This is a genomic window from Parapedobacter lycopersici (assembly GCF_024643285.1).
GTDB classification, from domain to species: domain Bacteria; phylum Bacteroidota; class Bacteroidia; order Sphingobacteriales; family Sphingobacteriaceae; genus Parapedobacter; species Parapedobacter lycopersici.
In genome coordinates this window covers 94,528-110,729 of record NZ_JAMSLW010000007.1, presented here as the reverse complement: position 1 = coordinate 110,729, position 16,202 = coordinate 94,528, and the positions used below count along the sequence as shown (strand labels likewise).

Below are 16,202 nucleotides of genomic sequence, written 5' to 3'. Positions count from 1 at the left end.
CTTCCTATTGCTTTCGAAAATTTTGCGTAACTTTGCCGCATCCTTTCAGATCCATATTCGACTGGATGCCGGTATTGTTATGCATTCAATGCCTTTAAATTAAAGTAATTTGCAATTTTCATCATTTAATCTTTCAGAATCGATATTGACGGTTCTGGAAAAAGCGGGATACCATACGCCTACCCCTATACAGGCACAGGCCATTCCGGTGGTCTTACAGCAGCAGGACGTACTGGCCTGCGCCCAGACCGGAACCGGGAAAACGGCGTCATTCTCACTGCCGCTTATCCAACTCCTGATTACGAAGCGCCAAAATGGTGCAGCGGGCCCTAAGGTGCTGATTTTGGCTCCTACCCGTGAACTGGCCATCCAGATTGGCGAGAATATTGGTACGTATGCCAGCCGGACCGCCATCAAACACGCGGTGGTATTCGGCGGGGTTTCGATTAATGGCCAGCTTGCCGAACTACGCAAACGGCCGGAAATCCTGGTAGCGACACCCGGGCGGCTGCTCGACCTGTTGGCGCAACGTGCGGTTTCCTTACAGGCTGTTGCGCACTTGGTGCTCGATGAAGCGGACCGGATGCTGGATATGGGTTTTATCCGGGATATCCAAAAAATCCTTAACCTGGTGCCGGCCAATAAACAGACGCTATTGTTTTCGGCAACCATGCCCAAAAGCATTGAAGACCTGGCACGGTCGATCATGCGGCATCCTGTGCGGATTGCCGTAACTCCGGTCTCGTCGACAGTAGAGACGATTGAACAGGCTATTTTTCCTGTGGCGAAAGCGGATAAGATTGGCCTGCTGACTCATATCCTCAAGCAAGAGAAAAAGGGACATATCCTGGTATTTTCACGTACAAAACACGGTGCCGATAAAATTGTGCGTAAATTGAAACAGGCTGGTATCGTGGGCGATGCCATACATGGAAATAAGTCCCAGCAGGCCAGGCAAAAAGCCCTGTCCCGTTTCAAAGATGGAAGCATCCAGGCGCTGGTAGCCACCGATATTGCCGCGCGGGGCATTGATGTGGATCAACTGCATCTGGTTATTAATTACGACCTGCCAAACGAACCGGAAACCTATGTGCACCGCATTGGACGCACCGGACGGGCCGGTGCCAGCGGCAGGGCCTGGTCGTTTTGCGACGTGGAGGAACGGGAATATCTATGGCAGATCCAGCAGCTGATCGGCAGGGAGATCGACCAGGTGACGGATCATCCCTTTCCCATAGCCTCCGATATATCCTATGCCCAGCCGCAGAAGCCCGCGGCCTCCACGGCGAATGCGGCGAAAAAACGCAAAAAGAAACGGAAGGCCAAGCGGCCGACCGCAGCCTGAAGCATTCCGTTATTTTGAGAAACCGGGAGTCTCTGGTGTTGTTTCGCTGGTGAGCCGGAAGTTGGTAAACGAGCGCCCGTTGAGCCAAGCCTCCCATTGGCGCACCAATGGTTGCTCCAGATGGAACTCGCGGTATTCATCAGGGTTCATGATCGGTATACCTTTCACAATGGGGTAGAGACGTTCGCAGGATGGACATATCAGGAAGCCGGCAATAACCCGATCTTCAACATCACGGCTGGTAACCGTTAGTTCAAGGTCGGTCCGGTCAAATGGGCAGCAAAGTTTTTCAATGGTTTGTAATCTCATCTTCTGTTTAGTTTTTGGTGGTAGGCCCTAAGCGATTCTGCAGGCTGGGCCGCTGATAAAATGCCGGATACGACTGCCACGCCCGAATAATCCAGTTCATTTAGTTTTGCTATATTATCGGGTGTTATTCCGCCGGAGAGGAACAATGGTAACGTGGTTAGGGTACGGGCTTCTTTTACCGTTTCAAATGTGACGCGATCACAGCTGTTGGCGGTTGCAGATGGAAACATGGAACAAAACGAAATGTAGTCTAATTGGTGTGCTGATGCCCACCGCACTACGGTTAAATCGTTATTACAGGTAATCCCTACGATAGCGGTGGGACACATTTGCGACTGTATAGTGTCGAAATCAGTCGGGATTTCGTCGAAATGCACTCCATCGACGCCTGTGTAATGGGTATATTCCCAATGATTGTTCATCAATAATGGAACACCATAGGGAAGGCATAAAGCGGCCACTTCGGCAACCAGTGTATCATCCACTCCGTTCGGGCCAAAATTATCCCATAATTGTACAGCAGTCAAGTTTCCCAAAGGCACCTGCCGTAATTTTTCAAACAGGGGCCCTCGTTCCATAGCGGGATCAATAACAAGGTATACACCGTCTTTAACATCTTTTTTCATTTCAGTCCGGTTTGATATGCGTTTAAAAAAGCGGCCCAATAGGGGTCCGACTGGCTGCGAGTAAACGGGATAAGTGCGCCGTCTTTTTCCAGTTGAATGCCTTCGGCCGACGTGCATAACCTGCCTACTTCGGCACATGGTATCCTGTCCTGTGACAAGCGGGAGATTATGGGACCGGCGGTGGCTGGCCGGCATGCAATAATCATGGCGCCTGCACCGATGCACGAATAAGGGTCAAGGCCAAATGCCGCACAGACTTCAGCTTGTGCAGGCGCAACGGGTAGCTGCGAATGGTATACGATAGCGCCATTCCCGGAAGCGACCGCCAGTTCGTGGAGGGCACCAAGTACGCCACCCTCCGTTACGTCATGCATCGCGGAAACCGCTTGCCTATCCTCACCGATGTCAACCGCCGCGAGCGCATCGCACAACGATGATGTTTGGTAAAAAGCATTGCAGGCTTCCCTGTGAATTTCCACACCGCACCTATCCCTTACCGTATGCGGAAAGCTCATCGCGAGTATCGCTGCCGAGGATATTCCAGCGGATTTGGTAACGAGCAGGGTGTCACCCACACGAGCCATACTGGATACACGTGTAGTTGCTTTGGGTAACACCGCCGTCAGCGTACCTCCACCGGCAATGGTTGATTCCTGTCCTGCAACGAATCCGGTATGCCCGCCGGTTATAGCTATGCCGATGTCGGTACAATACCGATCAATATAGCCCCAATATGCTTTGAAATCAGCTGTCGACAGCGACGGAGGGAGATTGAGTACAAATTGGCCGTACTGGGGTGCATGGCCGGTGGTGGCCATGTCATTGGCCATCAGGTGTACCGATAACCAAGCCGACTCCTGCAGCCCCAAAGAAGGAATCAACGAAAGCGGGTCGCTGGTCTGTGCCAGCACCATATCACCGGGTAAATCCACTAAGGAAACGTCTACACCGAACCGCGGGCCGATACGTACTTCGCGCCGTGGGGATCCGCAGCGCCCGCTGACCCAAGTGTCGAAATTTACGTCTGTTAGTTTTCCTGTGGTAGTAGCCCTGCTGTTACTGCACATCGTTGAATTGTACATATAATCCGAAAAAATCACCGAAGGGTATCCCCCATTGCTGCACGGGAAACCAGGATGGTAGTCCGGTGCAACTCCAGGTTATCGTATATTCCCTGCCCGCAAGTGCCTTATGGATAATATCCTGCAATGTTTTGGGTGTGTAAAATGTGGCAGTGATATAAAAGGGATTTTTACCGAACAGCTGCTGGACCCGGCGGCGGACGACTTTAGTCGAATTACGGTTCATCATCCCCATGGCAATTCCGTATTTGCCCACACGTGCAGCCTCGCGGATTACCTGAACCGGGTCTTTGTAGTATTCGAAAGTGGTGATGAATGCCAGTGCATCAAAGGTATGATCCTTAAAGGGCATCGCATGTGAGTCGGCCATAACCAGATCGCCGTCGAACAGGTGAATTGCCTGCGAAAGCATCAGTGGTGAGATATCTCCCCCTGTGGCTTTGATGTCAATTTCTTTCCACCACCGTGTAAAACGGCCGGTTCCACAGCCAAATTCAAGCAGGGTCTTTATCCGCCCATCTCCCGCAACCAGCTGTTCCATCACTTTCTTTTGCCATACTTCCGCGCGCTTGTAGCGCCCCTCATACCATTGCTCGTACGTATCGGTGTGTTCCCGGTTAAAAAACCATTCCGGCCGCCCCTGCCAATTTTGCTGGCCAGGAGGGATTAATTCAGCATTTTTGTGTTGTATTTCCATGTTCTTCTGCGATCAGCAACCGATTGGGATAGGTACGAAGAAGCAAGGAAAAAATCAGATTTTAGTCGTATGCATCCCTACGTTGGCATTATCCAAATCAGGTTATCGGGTATTATCTCAGCCGTTAATCGGCACCCCGTGCTTTGTTATTACGGGACAAACATAATGATATTCGGAGTGGTTTGCAACTAAAAGGAATTGCGGTAGGGCCCCGTGACACAGTAGCACAGCATAACTGGACCAACAAGACATTGCATGCTCGATTGTACATTATTTAGACGGTGATTTAGCTGATGTTGGGATAAGCTGACGGATGATACTCCTAAATCGCATCGCAGCCCTTAAACCGCCAATCGGCAGGATGTGGGCATGATTATTGCCGAATGAGAGGAAAGAGCAATAGTGATCATGTCCAAGCATTTATTCATTATCCGGCACGCCAAATCAGACTGGAGCTTTGAAGTGAGCGACGTTGACCGTCCGCTTAATGCCCGCGGATTTGACAATGCTCCGGAAATGGCACAACGGCTTATCCAGCACGGTGAACCACCGCAACTGCTGGTCAGCAGCCCGGCGAAGCGGGCGCTGACCACGGCCCAGATTTTTGCGGAACGCCTGCATACGGCGGTCCGGGATATCCGCATTGATCCGCGTGTCTATGAGGCGCTGCCGGGTACGTTGCTGGACATTATCAATGAGGTGGATAACCGGTATGACCGTGTGGCATTATTTGGCCATAATCCGGGCGTCACCCTGCTGGCCAACGTACTGTCTGACGAAAACATAGCCAACATCCCAACCTGTGGCATTGCGCACATTGTGTTTGAAGATATACAGGACTGGGCTTTCGTCAGTGGCGGGTTGGGACGGCTGGCTTGGTTTAACTCGCCCAAGGGATAATACCTCCTCCCGGGGAGCATTGTGCCTCTGCGGCGGTGCCTTTGATCCTTATTCCTAAAACCTTACCTTTACCCGTTCATGCTCAATAGACTCCAACACGAAACGTCGCCCTATCTCCGGCAGCATCAACATAATCCGGTGGACTGGTACCCCTGGGGAAAGGAAGCATTGGAAGCCGCAAAGTCGGCCAACAAACTACTGATCGTGAGCATCGGTTACTCGGCCTGCCATTGGTGTCACGTAATGGAGCGGGAGAGTTTTGAGGATGCTGGAGTGGCCGAATTGATGAACCGTTATTTCGTGTCCATCAAAGTAGACCGGGAAGAGCGGCCCGATATCGATCAGATCTATATGATTGCGGTACAGCTGATGACCAATCAGGGCGGGTGGCCCCTCAACTGCATCTGCCTGCCGGACGGTCGGCCGATCTATGGAGGCACCTACTTCCGTCCGGCCGACTGGAAAAATGTATTGCTGCAATTGGCGGATATGTGGCGGGAAACACCGGAAGTCGCATTGGACTATGCCGACCGCCTGACCACCGGCATCCGGCAAAGTGAACAGCTACCGGTCAACCGGATTCCGGAAACATATACCGTACAGCAGCTGGAAGCGATCGTGACCCCCTGGAAGCGGCGGTTTGACCATGAAGCAGGGGGTTATAACCGTGCACCGAAATTTCCACTGCCGAATAACTGGTTATTTCTGCTTCGCTATGGCGTACTGGCGGATGATGAGGCCGTAGTGTCACAGGTGCATCTGACCCTGCAGAAGATCGCTTCGGGAGGCATATACGATCACATCGGAGGAGGTTTTGCGCGCTATTCCGTCGACAGTCACTGGCATATCCCGCATTTTGAAAAAATGCTATACGACAATGCTCAACTGGTGAGCCTGTATGCCGAGGCATGGCAACATCGCCCGGTCGTGCAGTACCGGCGGGTAGTAACGGAAACGCTGGACTGGATAAGTCGGGAGATGACCAGCCCTGAAGGTGGGTTTTATTGTGCACTGGATGCCGACAGCGAAGGGGTGGAAGGTAAATTTTACACGTTTGATCTTGCGGAGATAACGGAAATCCTGGGCAAGGATGCCGAATTATTTGTCCGGTATTTTGACCTGACGGAGGAAGGTAACTGGGCTGAAGAACATACCAACGTGCTAAAAACGGATGTGACGGCCGACCAGCTCGCGGAAGCGGCCGGTTTTGCCCCTGCGGAATGGGAGACTTACCTGACGGAGGTAAAAGCGAAATTACTGGCTTACCGGAATAAGCGGGTCCGCCCGGGGTTGGATAATAAGCTGCTAACGGCATGGAATGCCTTGATGCTCAAGGGGTATGTGGACGCCTACCGTGTGTTTGATGTAGCGGACTACCTGGATGCCGCGTTGAAAAATGCCGACTTTATACGCCGTCAGCTATACACAGCCGATGGGAGGTTATTGCATCAACCGGCAGCAAATGGAAAAATGATTATTGGATTTCTGGATGACCACGCATGCTGTATAGAAGCGTTTATAGCCTTGTATGAGGCGACGTTTGACGAGCAATGGCTTCAGGAAGCCAGGCGCCTGACGGACATTGCCATTGCGCAGTTTTATGACGAAGGGGCGGCCGCATTTTACTATACCGCATCGGATGCCGAGCCGCTCATTGCACGGAAATATGAAATTATGGATAACGTGATCCCGTCGGCTAATTCAACCATTGCCCGCCAACTGCACCGGTTGGGGCTATTGTTGGATGAGCAGCGGTATACGGCCACCGGTGAACAGCTGCTGGCGAATGTAGCACCCCAGATCGAGCGGTATGGATCGGCCTATTCCAACTGGGCTATCCAGCTACTGGAGGTGGTTTACCCCTTGCGGGAAGTGGCACTGACCGGTCCCGATTGGAAAACTTTCCGCAGGGTAGTGGATGAACGATATGTGCCCAATAAAGTCCTTTTGGGCGGAACAAAAGGTACCCTTCCGTTGTTGGCAGGGCGAGTAAGCGATGTTACACGGGCCTATGTGTGTAGAAATAAAGCATGCAGCCTGCCCGTGGCAACTACGGATGAACTATTGGAATTAATTCTATAACCGGATGTGTGCACATCCATAAATCAAAACAAATGACTATAGCACCCAACAACGTAGTGACATTAACGTACAAACTCCATACGGTGGAGAACGGAGAAAAGACTTTTGTGGAAGAAGCCGGGAAAGATAATCCGTTGGATTTTTTATTTGGGGTGGGAATGATGCTGCCAAAATTTGAGGAAAACATTGCCGGACTGAAGGCGGGTGATACCACAGATTTTGAACTGGCGGCTGCGGATGCTTATGGTGAGGTTAACGAGCAGGCGATTACCTCCCTGCCGGTTAATATGTTTGACGAGGCGGGTATGCCGGCCGTCGGCCAGATATTGCCCCTGCAGGATAATCAGGGCAATCAATTCCGCGGCAAGGTTACCGAGGTCTCCCCGGAAGTTGTGGTGGTCGATCTCAATCATCCCATGGCTGGACACAATCTGCATTTTGCAATTGAAGTGCTGTCCGTGCGGGAAGCTACCCCGGATGAATTGTCGCACGGCCATTCGCATGGACCGGACGGTACACACGAACATTAATCAGTCCGTGATATACCGCAGACCAACTACCTCATAGGTTATGTCAAACGTATGTTTGTAAAAACCTATGGGGTTTTGACGGCTCGTAACATTTCCCGTTTTCCCGGTGCACCGGGAATTTTTTCAACCGTAAAACCCAACGCTTTCATTGTGCGCTTCAGCTGGCCTGTAATGGCATAGGTAACGAAGATACCGCCCGGTTTCAAAAATTGACAAATATGCCTCAATATTTCTGCCGACCACATTTCCGGCTGGTGCACCGCGGCAAAGGCATCGAAGTAAAGGATGTCGTATGCCTGGTCGGAAGCGAACTGGGCGATATCAATCGGGATAACCCGAAGCTGGTTGCCGGCATCGAGCAGCTGCGGGGCTTTCAGACTTTCCTCGTAGCGGGATAAGAAGGCCGTCCATAACGCAGGTGTGCTATACGCATCGTAGCCGGTTTGCTTCAGCGTATCCAGTGGCAACGGAAACGCTTCGATACCGGTGTAATTTAAACGAAGTCCATGCTTCGTGCAATGGGCCGCACTAAGTAAAAAATTAAGTCCGGTACCAAAACCCACTTCCAATATGGCCAGCGAATCAACCTGCGACTGCGTGACGCTGTGTTCCAGTCCCATACCAACAAATACATGCCGGCTTTCCTGCACGGCACCGTGGCGGGAATGATAGTGTTCACCGATCCCGGGGTGGTACAGGGTTTTGGAACCATCGGCTGTAACAACAAATTCCATCATTCGTGCAAACTTACGCGAATTAATTGCTGTTCGCGAAAATCAACCTGCAGTTTTTAGGAATGTTCCGTAACTTAAAATAAAATCCATTACTTTAGTCACTGGATTATGGAAAGACAACCGTCAACGTTCTTAAGCAACTACAACAGCATCCTGCTTTTATTGCTCGGCATCGTCGCGGGTAGTGTTGTCGGCGTGTTTATGCCGGGAATCGTCGGCTGGCTGAAGCCATTGGGAGATGTTTTCCTGAACCTGTTGTTTGCTGCAGTTATTCCGTTGCTTTTTTTTGCTATTGCGTCGGCACTGGCAAACATCGATGCCTCGCAACAGCTGGGACGAATCGTGACCACCATGATCGGCGTTTTCTTATCGACGGTAATCATCTCGGCGGTGCTCACCATGGTGGTACTGTGGTTCTTCCCTGTGGACGCGGTCCGTACTACGGAGGAAGTGTCCGATGGACTGCTGGGGGGGGATCCGAATGATACCTGGGCCGACCGTATCGTACGGTTTCTTACGGTGGGCGAGTTTTCGCAGCTCCTGTCCAGGCAGAACATGCTGGCATTTGTGATTTTCTCGTTCCTCGTGGGCATCGCAGCGATGCGGTCGGGCGAGGCGGGGGCACCCTTCCGGGTCTTTCTCGCCTCAGGAAATGAAGTCATGAAACAGCTGCTCTTGCTGATTATGAAGGCCGCCCCGATCGGACTAGGGGCTTACTTTGCCTATCAGGTGGGGACCATCGGCCCCGAGCTTTTCGGATTTTATGCCAAGCCATTGGGGTTATATTATGCATTCGGTCTTTTTTATTTCGTCGTTTTCTTCAGTATATATGCTTATGTGGCGAATGGGCGGCAGGGTATATCCCGGTACTGGAAAAATAATGTATTGCCAACGGCCACAGCTATCAGTACATGCAGCAGCATAGCCACTATGCCGGTAAACCTGGCTGCAGCCCCGAAGATGGGAATCCCGGTTCCGGTAGCCAATGTGGTAATCCCGCTGGGCATGACCTTGCATAAAGATGGTTCGGCAATTTCAAGCGTGGTGAAGATCTATGTTGCGTTCGTGTTGATCGGCCGTGATTTTTTCGAACCGGTAACCTTGCTCACGGCGGTGGGGATTACCATCCTGGTGAGTATTGTGGCGGGTGGTATTCCGAATGGAGGCTACATCGGGGAAATGTTGATGATTTCGGTTTACGGGCTGCCTACCGAAGCGATCCCAGCGGTGATGATCATCGGCACGTTGGTTGATCCCATGGCTACACTCCTGAATGCAACCGGAGATACCGTAGCGGCAATGCTGGTCAGCCGTTTTGGATGGAAGAGCCCTCCCGATACGACGACAGATGAGTAAGCAGATTGATTCCGGATCGTTAATGCCATATATTCGATTCCGGACCTCCCGCAGCGGCGGCAGTGGCGGACAGCATGTCAATAAAGTGGAAACCAGGGTTACCCTGTCGTTTGACGTGGATGCCGCGGGTATCTTTTCCGACGAAGAGAAAGCACGGATAAAGACCCGGCTGCAAAACAGGCTACAGGCTGATGGGGCTGTGCAGGTAAACAGCCAGGAGGCGCGAAGCCAGTTGGAAAATAAGGAAATCGCACTGAAGAAGTTAGTGACATTGCTGAGGTTGGCCCTTCAGCCAATAAAGCCCCGTAAGGCAACCAAACCCTCAAAGGCCTCCGTGCGGGCCCGACTGGAAACCAAGCGTAAACGGGCCCTGCGGAAAATAGATCGCCGGAAAGACTGGGAGTGATGGGTGGCTGGTCTGTGATCGGTGCTTAATACCGGTAACTTATTCCCAATGAACCATACCGGTGCCTGAAAAACATACTGGGTGATTCTTTTGAACTGAATACGTATTGAAGGCTGCAGGTAAACGCCCTGCGGGCGTAGACAAGGCCGACTTGATTAGCAAATACCCAGCGGGCAGGGCGGAATGTTACTGGACCCTTATCTTCCCGGAGCAGGCCTCCCTGGATGGTTGCATCGTAAGCTACCCAGCTCACCATGGGTTTGAAGTAGAGAAAAAGCTCATTGGCGATATTGGCGGGATGTGCTTGTAAACGACTTGAAAAATAGGCCGTTGCATGCAGGGGATTTAGCCGGCCGATCCGAAAGATCGGTGCTGCTGCCATGTGGGTGTGATTGAGGCCCAGTTTACCTGCGGCATACGCGGTAATATCGAACCAGCGACCGGTATTGCGGTATAACCGTTTAGCATATTCTGCACCAAGATCCACACCGAAAGCACTCTTCAGCTGGTATTCCCAACCGGAGATCTCATATAAATTAAATGCTTTGTGGACGCTCTCCTGCGCCTCCTTTCCCAACGCGCGGCTGCCGATGGTGCCCAGTTCTACCGACAGGGCTAACATCGATTCATTGACATAATAATGCGTGCGGTTGATCCCGAGGAAAAGATATGCGGTAATGGGGCGGTCAACTTCTTCGATTTCGTGGATCTGTCCGGTATAGGCGGTGTAGAGCTTTTGCCCACCGGAGATCCCCCATATCCGATTAAGCTCACGTGGAGCCAACGCCGTGCTGTCTGCGGCTTTACGCACCGATAGCAAAATACCGTTGGTGTAATATTGGTCCTGTTTGTTCAGCAGATACAGGTCGTTGTCGTTCTGGAATCCCCACTCCATGCGGGGAAGCCGTTGCCCGTGAACAGCCATAAACCACAGCAAAAGCGTGGCGGCAATCGGTATGGTGCGTTTTTTGGGCACAAACATGGTTAGGCAAGGTGTTTATGCAAACATAATGATTTTTTAACTGATGAGCGATCAGGCAAGGGGATAAACAACGGCCCTGCTGCCTGAAACTTAAGGCTTGATACGGACCTGTTAGTGTCATTAGCCAGCCATCTGTTTAGAACGATTCTAAAAAATAGCAATAGATTGCATTATTCGTAGCTTCGTGTTTCAATTCGTAATTTTGCAATCGGGTTTAATCCATTGAGGAATAATGACATGAAGAAAAGTTCGGTAATCGGGATCATTATTATCGCCTTGGCGATTGCGATGATTATTGTAATGTATACGGATTCGAGTACCTACTCGACGTTTACGGAGGCTAAGGAAGAGCAGACAGAGTTGTATGTGGTAGGTGTGCTCAACAAAGAGAAAGCGCTTCATTATGAGCCTACTGAAGATGCCAATCATTTTTCTTTTTACATGTATGATAACGACAGCACGGAGTGCAAGGTGGTATTCCGGGGCGCTAAACCGCAGGATATTGAGCGTTCGGAGCAAATCGTACTGACCGGGAAAATGATAGGTAATGAATTCCACGCCAGCAAAATACTCATGAAGTGCCCATCCAAATATCAGGAGAATGAAGTGGAAGTTACAGAAGTGTCAACCGCACAGACGTTGGGGTTTGTGGAAGCGCCAGCCGCTGATTGATTTAAATACGTAAATGGACATCAACTACGTAGGTGAAAACCTCCTGCCGGGTCAGATTGGGCAGTTTTTCGTTATCCTTTCTTTTGGATCTGCTTTACTGGCCGCTATTAGCTATTATTTTGCCACTGTGAATAAGGCAGATCGGTCCTGGTTCCGCATTGCCCGCCTTTCTTTCTGGCTAAACGCGATAGCCGTTGTGGGCATTGGCTCCAGCTTATTTTATATTATTTACAATCACCAGTTTGAATACCATTATGCGTGGTCGCACTCGTCGAAGTCGCTGCCCACGCATTACATCATTTCCAGTTTCTGGGAAGGACAGGAAGGCAGCTTCTGGCTATGGATGTTCTGGCAGGTTGTACTCGGGGTCGTCTTATTGTTCCGGGCCAAAAGCTGGGAAAGCCCGGTGATGGCCGTCGTGATGCTGTGTCAGCTGGTGCTGGGCTCCATGCTTATCGGCATTGAAATACTCGGTGAACGGGTAGGGAGCTCGCCGTTCATTCTGTTGCGGGAGGCCATGCAGGCTCCTATATTTTCGGATCCTAATTACCTGAGCATGATTACTGATGGCCGTGGACTGAATCCGCTGCTTCAGAATTACTGGATGGTAATTCATCCACCGACACTTTTCCTCGGCTTTGCTTCCATGATCGTTCCATTTGCTTACGCGGTGGCCGGACTGTGGCAGAAGCGGTATAAGGAATGGATCGGGCCCGGCCTGCCATGGGCACTGTTTGCTGTAATGGTGCTGGGTGCAGGTATAATCATGGGATCGTTCTGGGCTTACGAAGCGCTTAACTTCGGGGGTTTCTGGGCCTGGGATCCGGTTGAAAACGCATCGATCATTCCCTGGTTTACGCTGATCGCCGCCGTGCACGTCATGGTTGCTTATAAAAACTCTGGCCACTCCTATTTTACGGCTACGTTTTTGGTCATGGTGAGCTTTGTACTGGTGATCTACGCCTCATACCTGACCCGCAGTGGCATTTTAGGCGAAACATCGGTACACTCATTTACCGACCTTGGCCTGTTCTGGCAGTTGATCGCATTCAATATCATTTTCCTGGGTATCATGGTTGGCATGTTGGTGGTACATAAAAAGCACATGCCGTCAACTAAAAAGGAAGAAGAGATTTATTCACGGGAGTTCTGGTTGTTTATCGGCGCGCTCGTACTTACCGTGGCCTGTGTCCAGATCATCGCTTCGACGTCCATTCCGGTTTTTAATGCCGTGTTTGGAACCAACGTAGCCCCGCCCGTTGATCCGGTGCAGCATTATAACAAATGGCAGGCAGGCTTTGCGGTGGTTGTCGGTATTCTCTCGGCATTTACGCAGTTTATGAAATACCGGCGTATGGACGTCCGCAAATTTTATATTGCAGCTGTTGCTTCGTTGATCGGGGCGCTGGTGCTGACAGCCGTTTTGGTGTATGTGACCAAGGTATATACTAATTTCATGTATATCCTCATGGTGTTTGCCGCGACTTATGCTATTGTCGCCAATGGCCAGATACTGGGTGAGGCGATTCGGGGTAAATGGAAACTGGCCGGGTCGTCCATTGCCCATATCGGGTTTGGGTTGCTGTTGATCGGCGCCCTTGTTGCCGCGGCTACCAATGAAGTTATTTCGCTCAACAGCAGTGGCTATATTGCTGTAGCCGGCTTTGACCAGGTGGAAAAACCGGGTGAGAACCTTTTCCTGACAGAAAATGAGCCGGTGCAGATGGGTAATTACCGCATTACATATGTAGGCGATAGCATTGCCCCACCAAATGTTTACTACAAAATCAATTACGAAGAGATTGACGATGAAACGGGCCGCGTGGTCGATCGTTTTCAGCTACGGCCTTTCGCGCAGAACAACCCCTCGATGGGTGGGCTTATCGGCACGCCGGATACGCGGCACTACCTTACGCACGATGTGTATACCCTGATTACCGCGGCTATGTCCGAAACGCATATGCTGGCCCAGGGCTCCAACGAGCGGGAAGGGCTGGATGCATACGAAGAGCCAGCCGTATACGAAACCAATATCGGGGATACCCTGCGGTACCGGAATGGCTATATTGTGGTTGCTGGAATCAACCGTGATGCGACGGTGGAAAATATTCCAAAAGGGGAAAATGATGTGGTCGTCGGACTTAACCTGGAAGTTTATGCAGCAGACGGCGAGAAATACCAGGTGGAACCAATATTCCTGATTAAGGATGGGTCGACCTACGATTTCAGCAAGGATGTCAGCGACCAGGGACTGCGTTTCCGGTTCAGCAACATTATGCCTGACAAGGATAGACTGGAGTTGATGGTGTACCAAAAACCGCTCCCCGAAAAGAAATGGATTGTCTTTAAAGCCATCAAGTTCCCGTATATCAACTTTTTCTGGTGCGGAACGATAATTATGACAATCGGCTTCTTGCTGTCGATTTTCCGTAGGAATAAGGAAATCAAACCGTTGGAAACCGCATGAACATTGTGGTGATCGGCAGTGGCAATGTCGCTTCCCATTTCAGCAGGGCCTTTGTGGAAGCGGGATGCCGGATCATACAGGTATACAGCCGGACTCCCGCGCACGCCCGGGCATTGGCCAGTACATGGACTGTTCCGGCAATCAGCCAGCTTAGCGATATTGACACAACTGCAGACGTCTACCTTGTCGCGGTGAAAGACGATGCACTGGAAACGGTACTTTCGCAACTGCCCCCTGCATTGAACGGTATCGTACTGCATACGGCAGGCAGTGTGGAAATGGCTGTTTTTCACGGGTACGCCCGGCGTTACGGCGTATTATATCCGGTACAGACGTTTTCGAAGGAAAAACACATTGATTTCGGGCACGTCCCCCTGGCCATCGAAGCGTCGGACGCCGAAACCCAGGAAAGCCTGAGCCGGCTGGCAGGCCTATTATCCGGCCGGGTGTTTTTATGTAATTCGGAACAGCGGCTTGCATTACACGCAGCCGCGGTATTTGCCTGTAATTTTACCAATCATTGTTATGCCATTGCAGACGACCTGCTCCATGAGCATCGGCTTGGTTTTGACCTTATACGCCCCCTTATCCGCGAAACTGCCGAAAAAGTGATGCAACACAAACCAAGAGAAGTGCAAACCGGGCCCGCTGTCCGGCAGGATATACAGACAATGGAGAAGCACATGCGGTTACTACAGGAACATCCCGATTGGGCTGCACTGTATGACGCACTGAGCAGGCAGATCGGCCGGTCGTGATCAATAACGGTCTTCCGTTGCTGCTTTCTGCTCCCTGAAAAAGAAAGCAAACAGCAGCAGACAGCAAAAAGCCATCGCGGCGGGCGTGATCCAAAGGAATTTCCAATAGTCGTTGTCACTGAAATGCACCCCCAGGTAATCCGAAGTGCTACCCGCAGCCCAGAATCCCAGCAGCATCCCGATACCATACATAGCAACAGTGACCAGACCCTGGGCGGAAGAGCGGTATTTCTCGCCCGCAATGGTATCCGTATAAATTTGTCCGACAACAAACATAAAATCGTAACAGACGCCATGGAGGATAATAGCAACAATCAGCATGGCAGCTAAATCGGGATGATTACCATAGGCAAAGAGCAGGTAGCGGATGGTCCATGCAGCAATCCCCACGAGGATCATCCGCTTATAGCCCAGTCTGGCAAACAGAAAAGGAATAGCCAACAGGCACAAGGCCTCCGATAGCTGGCCCAGCGCCATTTTGGCGGTAGGGTTGCTTAGCCCTACGTGCACCAGGTAGGGGTTTGCATTCTGGTAATAAAAAGACATCGGGATGCAGATAACAATCGCCGTAATAAAAAACACCAGAAATCCCCGGTTTTTCAATAAAACAAGGGCTTCTAAACCCAGCGCTTTGGCCACCGTGAACCGGGTATTGCCCGCTCGCAGTAAAGGAGGTGTTTTAGGCAGCAGAAAACTCAGTACGGCTAATAACAGGGAGCAGCCCGATGCCAGCAGAAACGTGTTGCGCAGCGCACCGGCATCGACCGATGCGGCGTTATCCCAATGGAAAACCAGGCTGATGGCTGAGCCCGCGGTTATCCAGCCAACGGTTCCCCACACCCGGATGCCCGGAAAATGGCGTTTGGTATTCCGGATGTGACGGAATGCGATGGAATTGGCGAGCGCCAGTGACGACATGTAGGCGATGAAATAGGCCAGCACATAGGGATAGAATGAAGAAATGCTGTCGGCCAGGTACATGCCGGTCAATAAACATGCCCCGAGCAGGTGCAGGACAGCAAGTACCCGTTCCGCGTTGAAATACCGGTCTGCGATAAAACCAATAAAAAAGGGAGCCGCCACCGCGCCGAGGGACTGGGTGGAAAATACCTGGGCCACTTCCAGTCCGTCGGCCTGCAGGTTTTTTAACAAGTATGTACCCAGTGTGACAAACCAGGCGCCCTTGATAAAATATTCCAGGAACATCATTGCGGATAATTGGAGCCGCAGTTTTAGATTCATAATTACCAAATGTA

General features: G+C 51.2%; 16 protein-coding genes and 1 riboswitch. Of the genes, 9 read left to right on the top strand and 7 right to left on the bottom strand.

Features of this window, described 5'->3' with window-relative positions; genetic code table 11:
- Positions 1-109 precede the first annotated feature (109 nt).
- On the top strand, positions 110-1,345 hold the full coding sequence (locus NEV57_RS14780) for a DEAD/DEAH box helicase (RefSeq protein WP_257659118.1): 1,236 nt from the start codon (positions 110-112) through the stop codon (positions 1,343-1,345).
- Between the two features lie 9 nt (positions 1,346-1,354).
- Here the strand turns inward: NEV57_RS14780 and NEV57_RS14775 are convergent, their stop codons facing one another.
- Genes NEV57_RS14775 through NEV57_RS14760 form a run of 4 tightly spaced genes read right to left on the bottom strand, consistent with a single transcriptional unit; the run spans position 1,355 to position 4,059 of the window.
- Positions 1,355-1,654 carry a Trm112 family protein gene (locus tag NEV57_RS14775; protein ID WP_257659117.1) on the bottom strand — a complete coding sequence of 100 codons (300 nt, stop codon included), beginning with the start codon at positions 1,652-1,654 and terminating at the stop codon, positions 1,355-1,357.
- On the bottom strand, positions 1,651-2,280 hold the full coding sequence (locus NEV57_RS14770; protein ID WP_257659116.1) for a thiamine phosphate synthase: 630 nt from the start codon (positions 2,278-2,280) through the stop codon (positions 1,651-1,653). Before NEV57_RS14770 ends, NEV57_RS14775 begins: the two co-directional genes overlap by 4 nt.
- Positions 2,277-3,362: an AIR synthase family protein gene (locus tag NEV57_RS14765; RefSeq protein WP_257659115.1), complete on the bottom strand. Its 1,086-nt coding sequence runs from the start codon at positions 3,360-3,362 to the stop codon at positions 2,277-2,279. The genes NEV57_RS14770 and NEV57_RS14765 overlap by 4 nt, the downstream gene beginning before the upstream one ends.
- Positions 3,337-4,059 carry a class I SAM-dependent methyltransferase gene (locus NEV57_RS14760; RefSeq protein ID WP_257659114.1) on the bottom strand — a complete coding sequence of 241 codons (723 nt, stop codon included), beginning with the start codon at positions 4,057-4,059 and terminating at the stop codon, positions 3,337-3,339. Before NEV57_RS14760 ends, NEV57_RS14765 begins: the two co-directional genes overlap by 26 nt.
- Positions 4,060-4,116: 57 nt before the next feature.
- Positions 4,117-4,208, bottom strand: a riboswitch (TPP riboswitch).
- Between the two features lie 259 nt (positions 4,209-4,467).
- Here NEV57_RS14760 and NEV57_RS14755 point away from each other — a divergent pair.
- The 3 genes from NEV57_RS14755 (at position 4,468) to NEV57_RS14745 (ending at position 7,571) form a co-directional block, all read left to right on the top strand.
- Complete coding sequence (locus NEV57_RS14755) at positions 4,468-4,959, top strand: SixA phosphatase family protein (RefSeq protein WP_257659113.1); 492 nt, start codon at positions 4,468-4,470, stop codon at positions 4,957-4,959.
- Positions 4,960-5,037: 78 nt separating this feature from the next.
- A complete protein-coding gene (locus tag NEV57_RS14750) occupies positions 5,038-7,041 on the top strand; it encodes a thioredoxin domain-containing protein (RefSeq protein ID WP_257659112.1) in 2,004 nt (667 codons plus the stop codon).
- Positions 7,042-7,073: 32 nt separating this feature from the next.
- Positions 7,074-7,571: an FKBP-type peptidyl-prolyl cis-trans isomerase gene (locus tag NEV57_RS14745; protein ID WP_257659111.1), complete on the top strand. Its 498-nt coding sequence runs from the start codon at positions 7,074-7,076 to the stop codon at positions 7,569-7,571.
- 65 nt (positions 7,572-7,636) lie between these two features.
- Here NEV57_RS14745 and mnmC2 read toward each other — a convergent pair whose 3' ends face one another.
- Entirely contained in the window at positions 7,637-8,308 is a 672-nt protein-coding gene (gene mnmC2 / locus NEV57_RS14740; RefSeq protein WP_307876456.1) for a tRNA (5-methylaminomethyl-2-thiouridine)(34)-methyltransferase MnmC2, read from the bottom strand.
- 105 nt (positions 8,309-8,413) lie between these two features.
- On the opposite strand from mnmC2, the gene NEV57_RS14735 reads away from it, so the two are divergent.
- Together NEV57_RS14735 and arfB are read left to right on the top strand one after the other, a co-directional pair.
- Positions 8,414-9,661 carry a dicarboxylate/amino acid:cation symporter gene (locus NEV57_RS14735; RefSeq protein ID WP_257659110.1) on the top strand — a complete coding sequence of 416 codons (1,248 nt, stop codon included), beginning with the start codon at positions 8,414-8,416 and terminating at the stop codon, positions 9,659-9,661.
- The gene (gene arfB, locus NEV57_RS14730; protein ID WP_257659109.1) at positions 9,654-10,067 is read left to right on the top strand and encodes an alternative ribosome rescue aminoacyl-tRNA hydrolase ArfB; all 414 of its coding nucleotides are present in this window, start codon (positions 9,654-9,656) and stop codon (positions 10,065-10,067) included. The genes NEV57_RS14735 and arfB overlap by 8 nt, the downstream gene beginning before the upstream one ends.
- A gap of 25 nt (positions 10,068-10,092) precedes the next feature.
- Here the strand turns inward: arfB and NEV57_RS14725 are convergent, their stop codons facing one another.
- Entirely contained in the window at positions 10,093-11,049 is a 957-nt protein-coding gene (locus tag NEV57_RS14725) for a lipid A deacylase LpxR family protein (protein WP_257659108.1), read from the bottom strand.
- A 237-nt stretch (positions 11,050-11,286) separates the two neighbouring features.
- On the opposite strand from NEV57_RS14725, the gene NEV57_RS14720 reads away from it, so the two are divergent.
- The 3 genes from NEV57_RS14720 to NEV57_RS14710 are packed head-to-tail and all read left to right on the top strand — an operon-like array spanning position 11,287 to position 14,946.
- Entirely contained in the window at positions 11,287-11,721 is a 435-nt protein-coding gene (locus tag NEV57_RS14720) for a cytochrome c maturation protein CcmE domain-containing protein (protein ID WP_257659107.1), read from the top strand.
- 13 nt (positions 11,722-11,734) lie between these two features.
- Positions 11,735-14,188: a heme lyase CcmF/NrfE family subunit gene (locus tag NEV57_RS14715; RefSeq protein WP_257659106.1), complete on the top strand. Its 2,454-nt coding sequence runs from the start codon at positions 11,735-11,737 to the stop codon at positions 14,186-14,188.
- The gene (locus NEV57_RS14710; RefSeq protein ID WP_257659105.1) at positions 14,185-14,946 is read left to right on the top strand and encodes a Rossmann-like and DUF2520 domain-containing protein; all 762 of its coding nucleotides are present in this window, start codon (positions 14,185-14,187) and stop codon (positions 14,944-14,946) included. The genes NEV57_RS14715 and NEV57_RS14710 overlap by 4 nt, the downstream gene beginning before the upstream one ends.
- Here the strand turns inward: NEV57_RS14710 and NEV57_RS14705 are convergent, their stop codons facing one another.
- A complete protein-coding gene (locus NEV57_RS14705; protein ID WP_257659104.1) occupies positions 14,947-16,188 on the bottom strand; it encodes an MFS transporter in 1,242 nt (413 codons plus the stop codon).
- Positions 16,189-16,202: the final 14 nt, after the last annotated feature.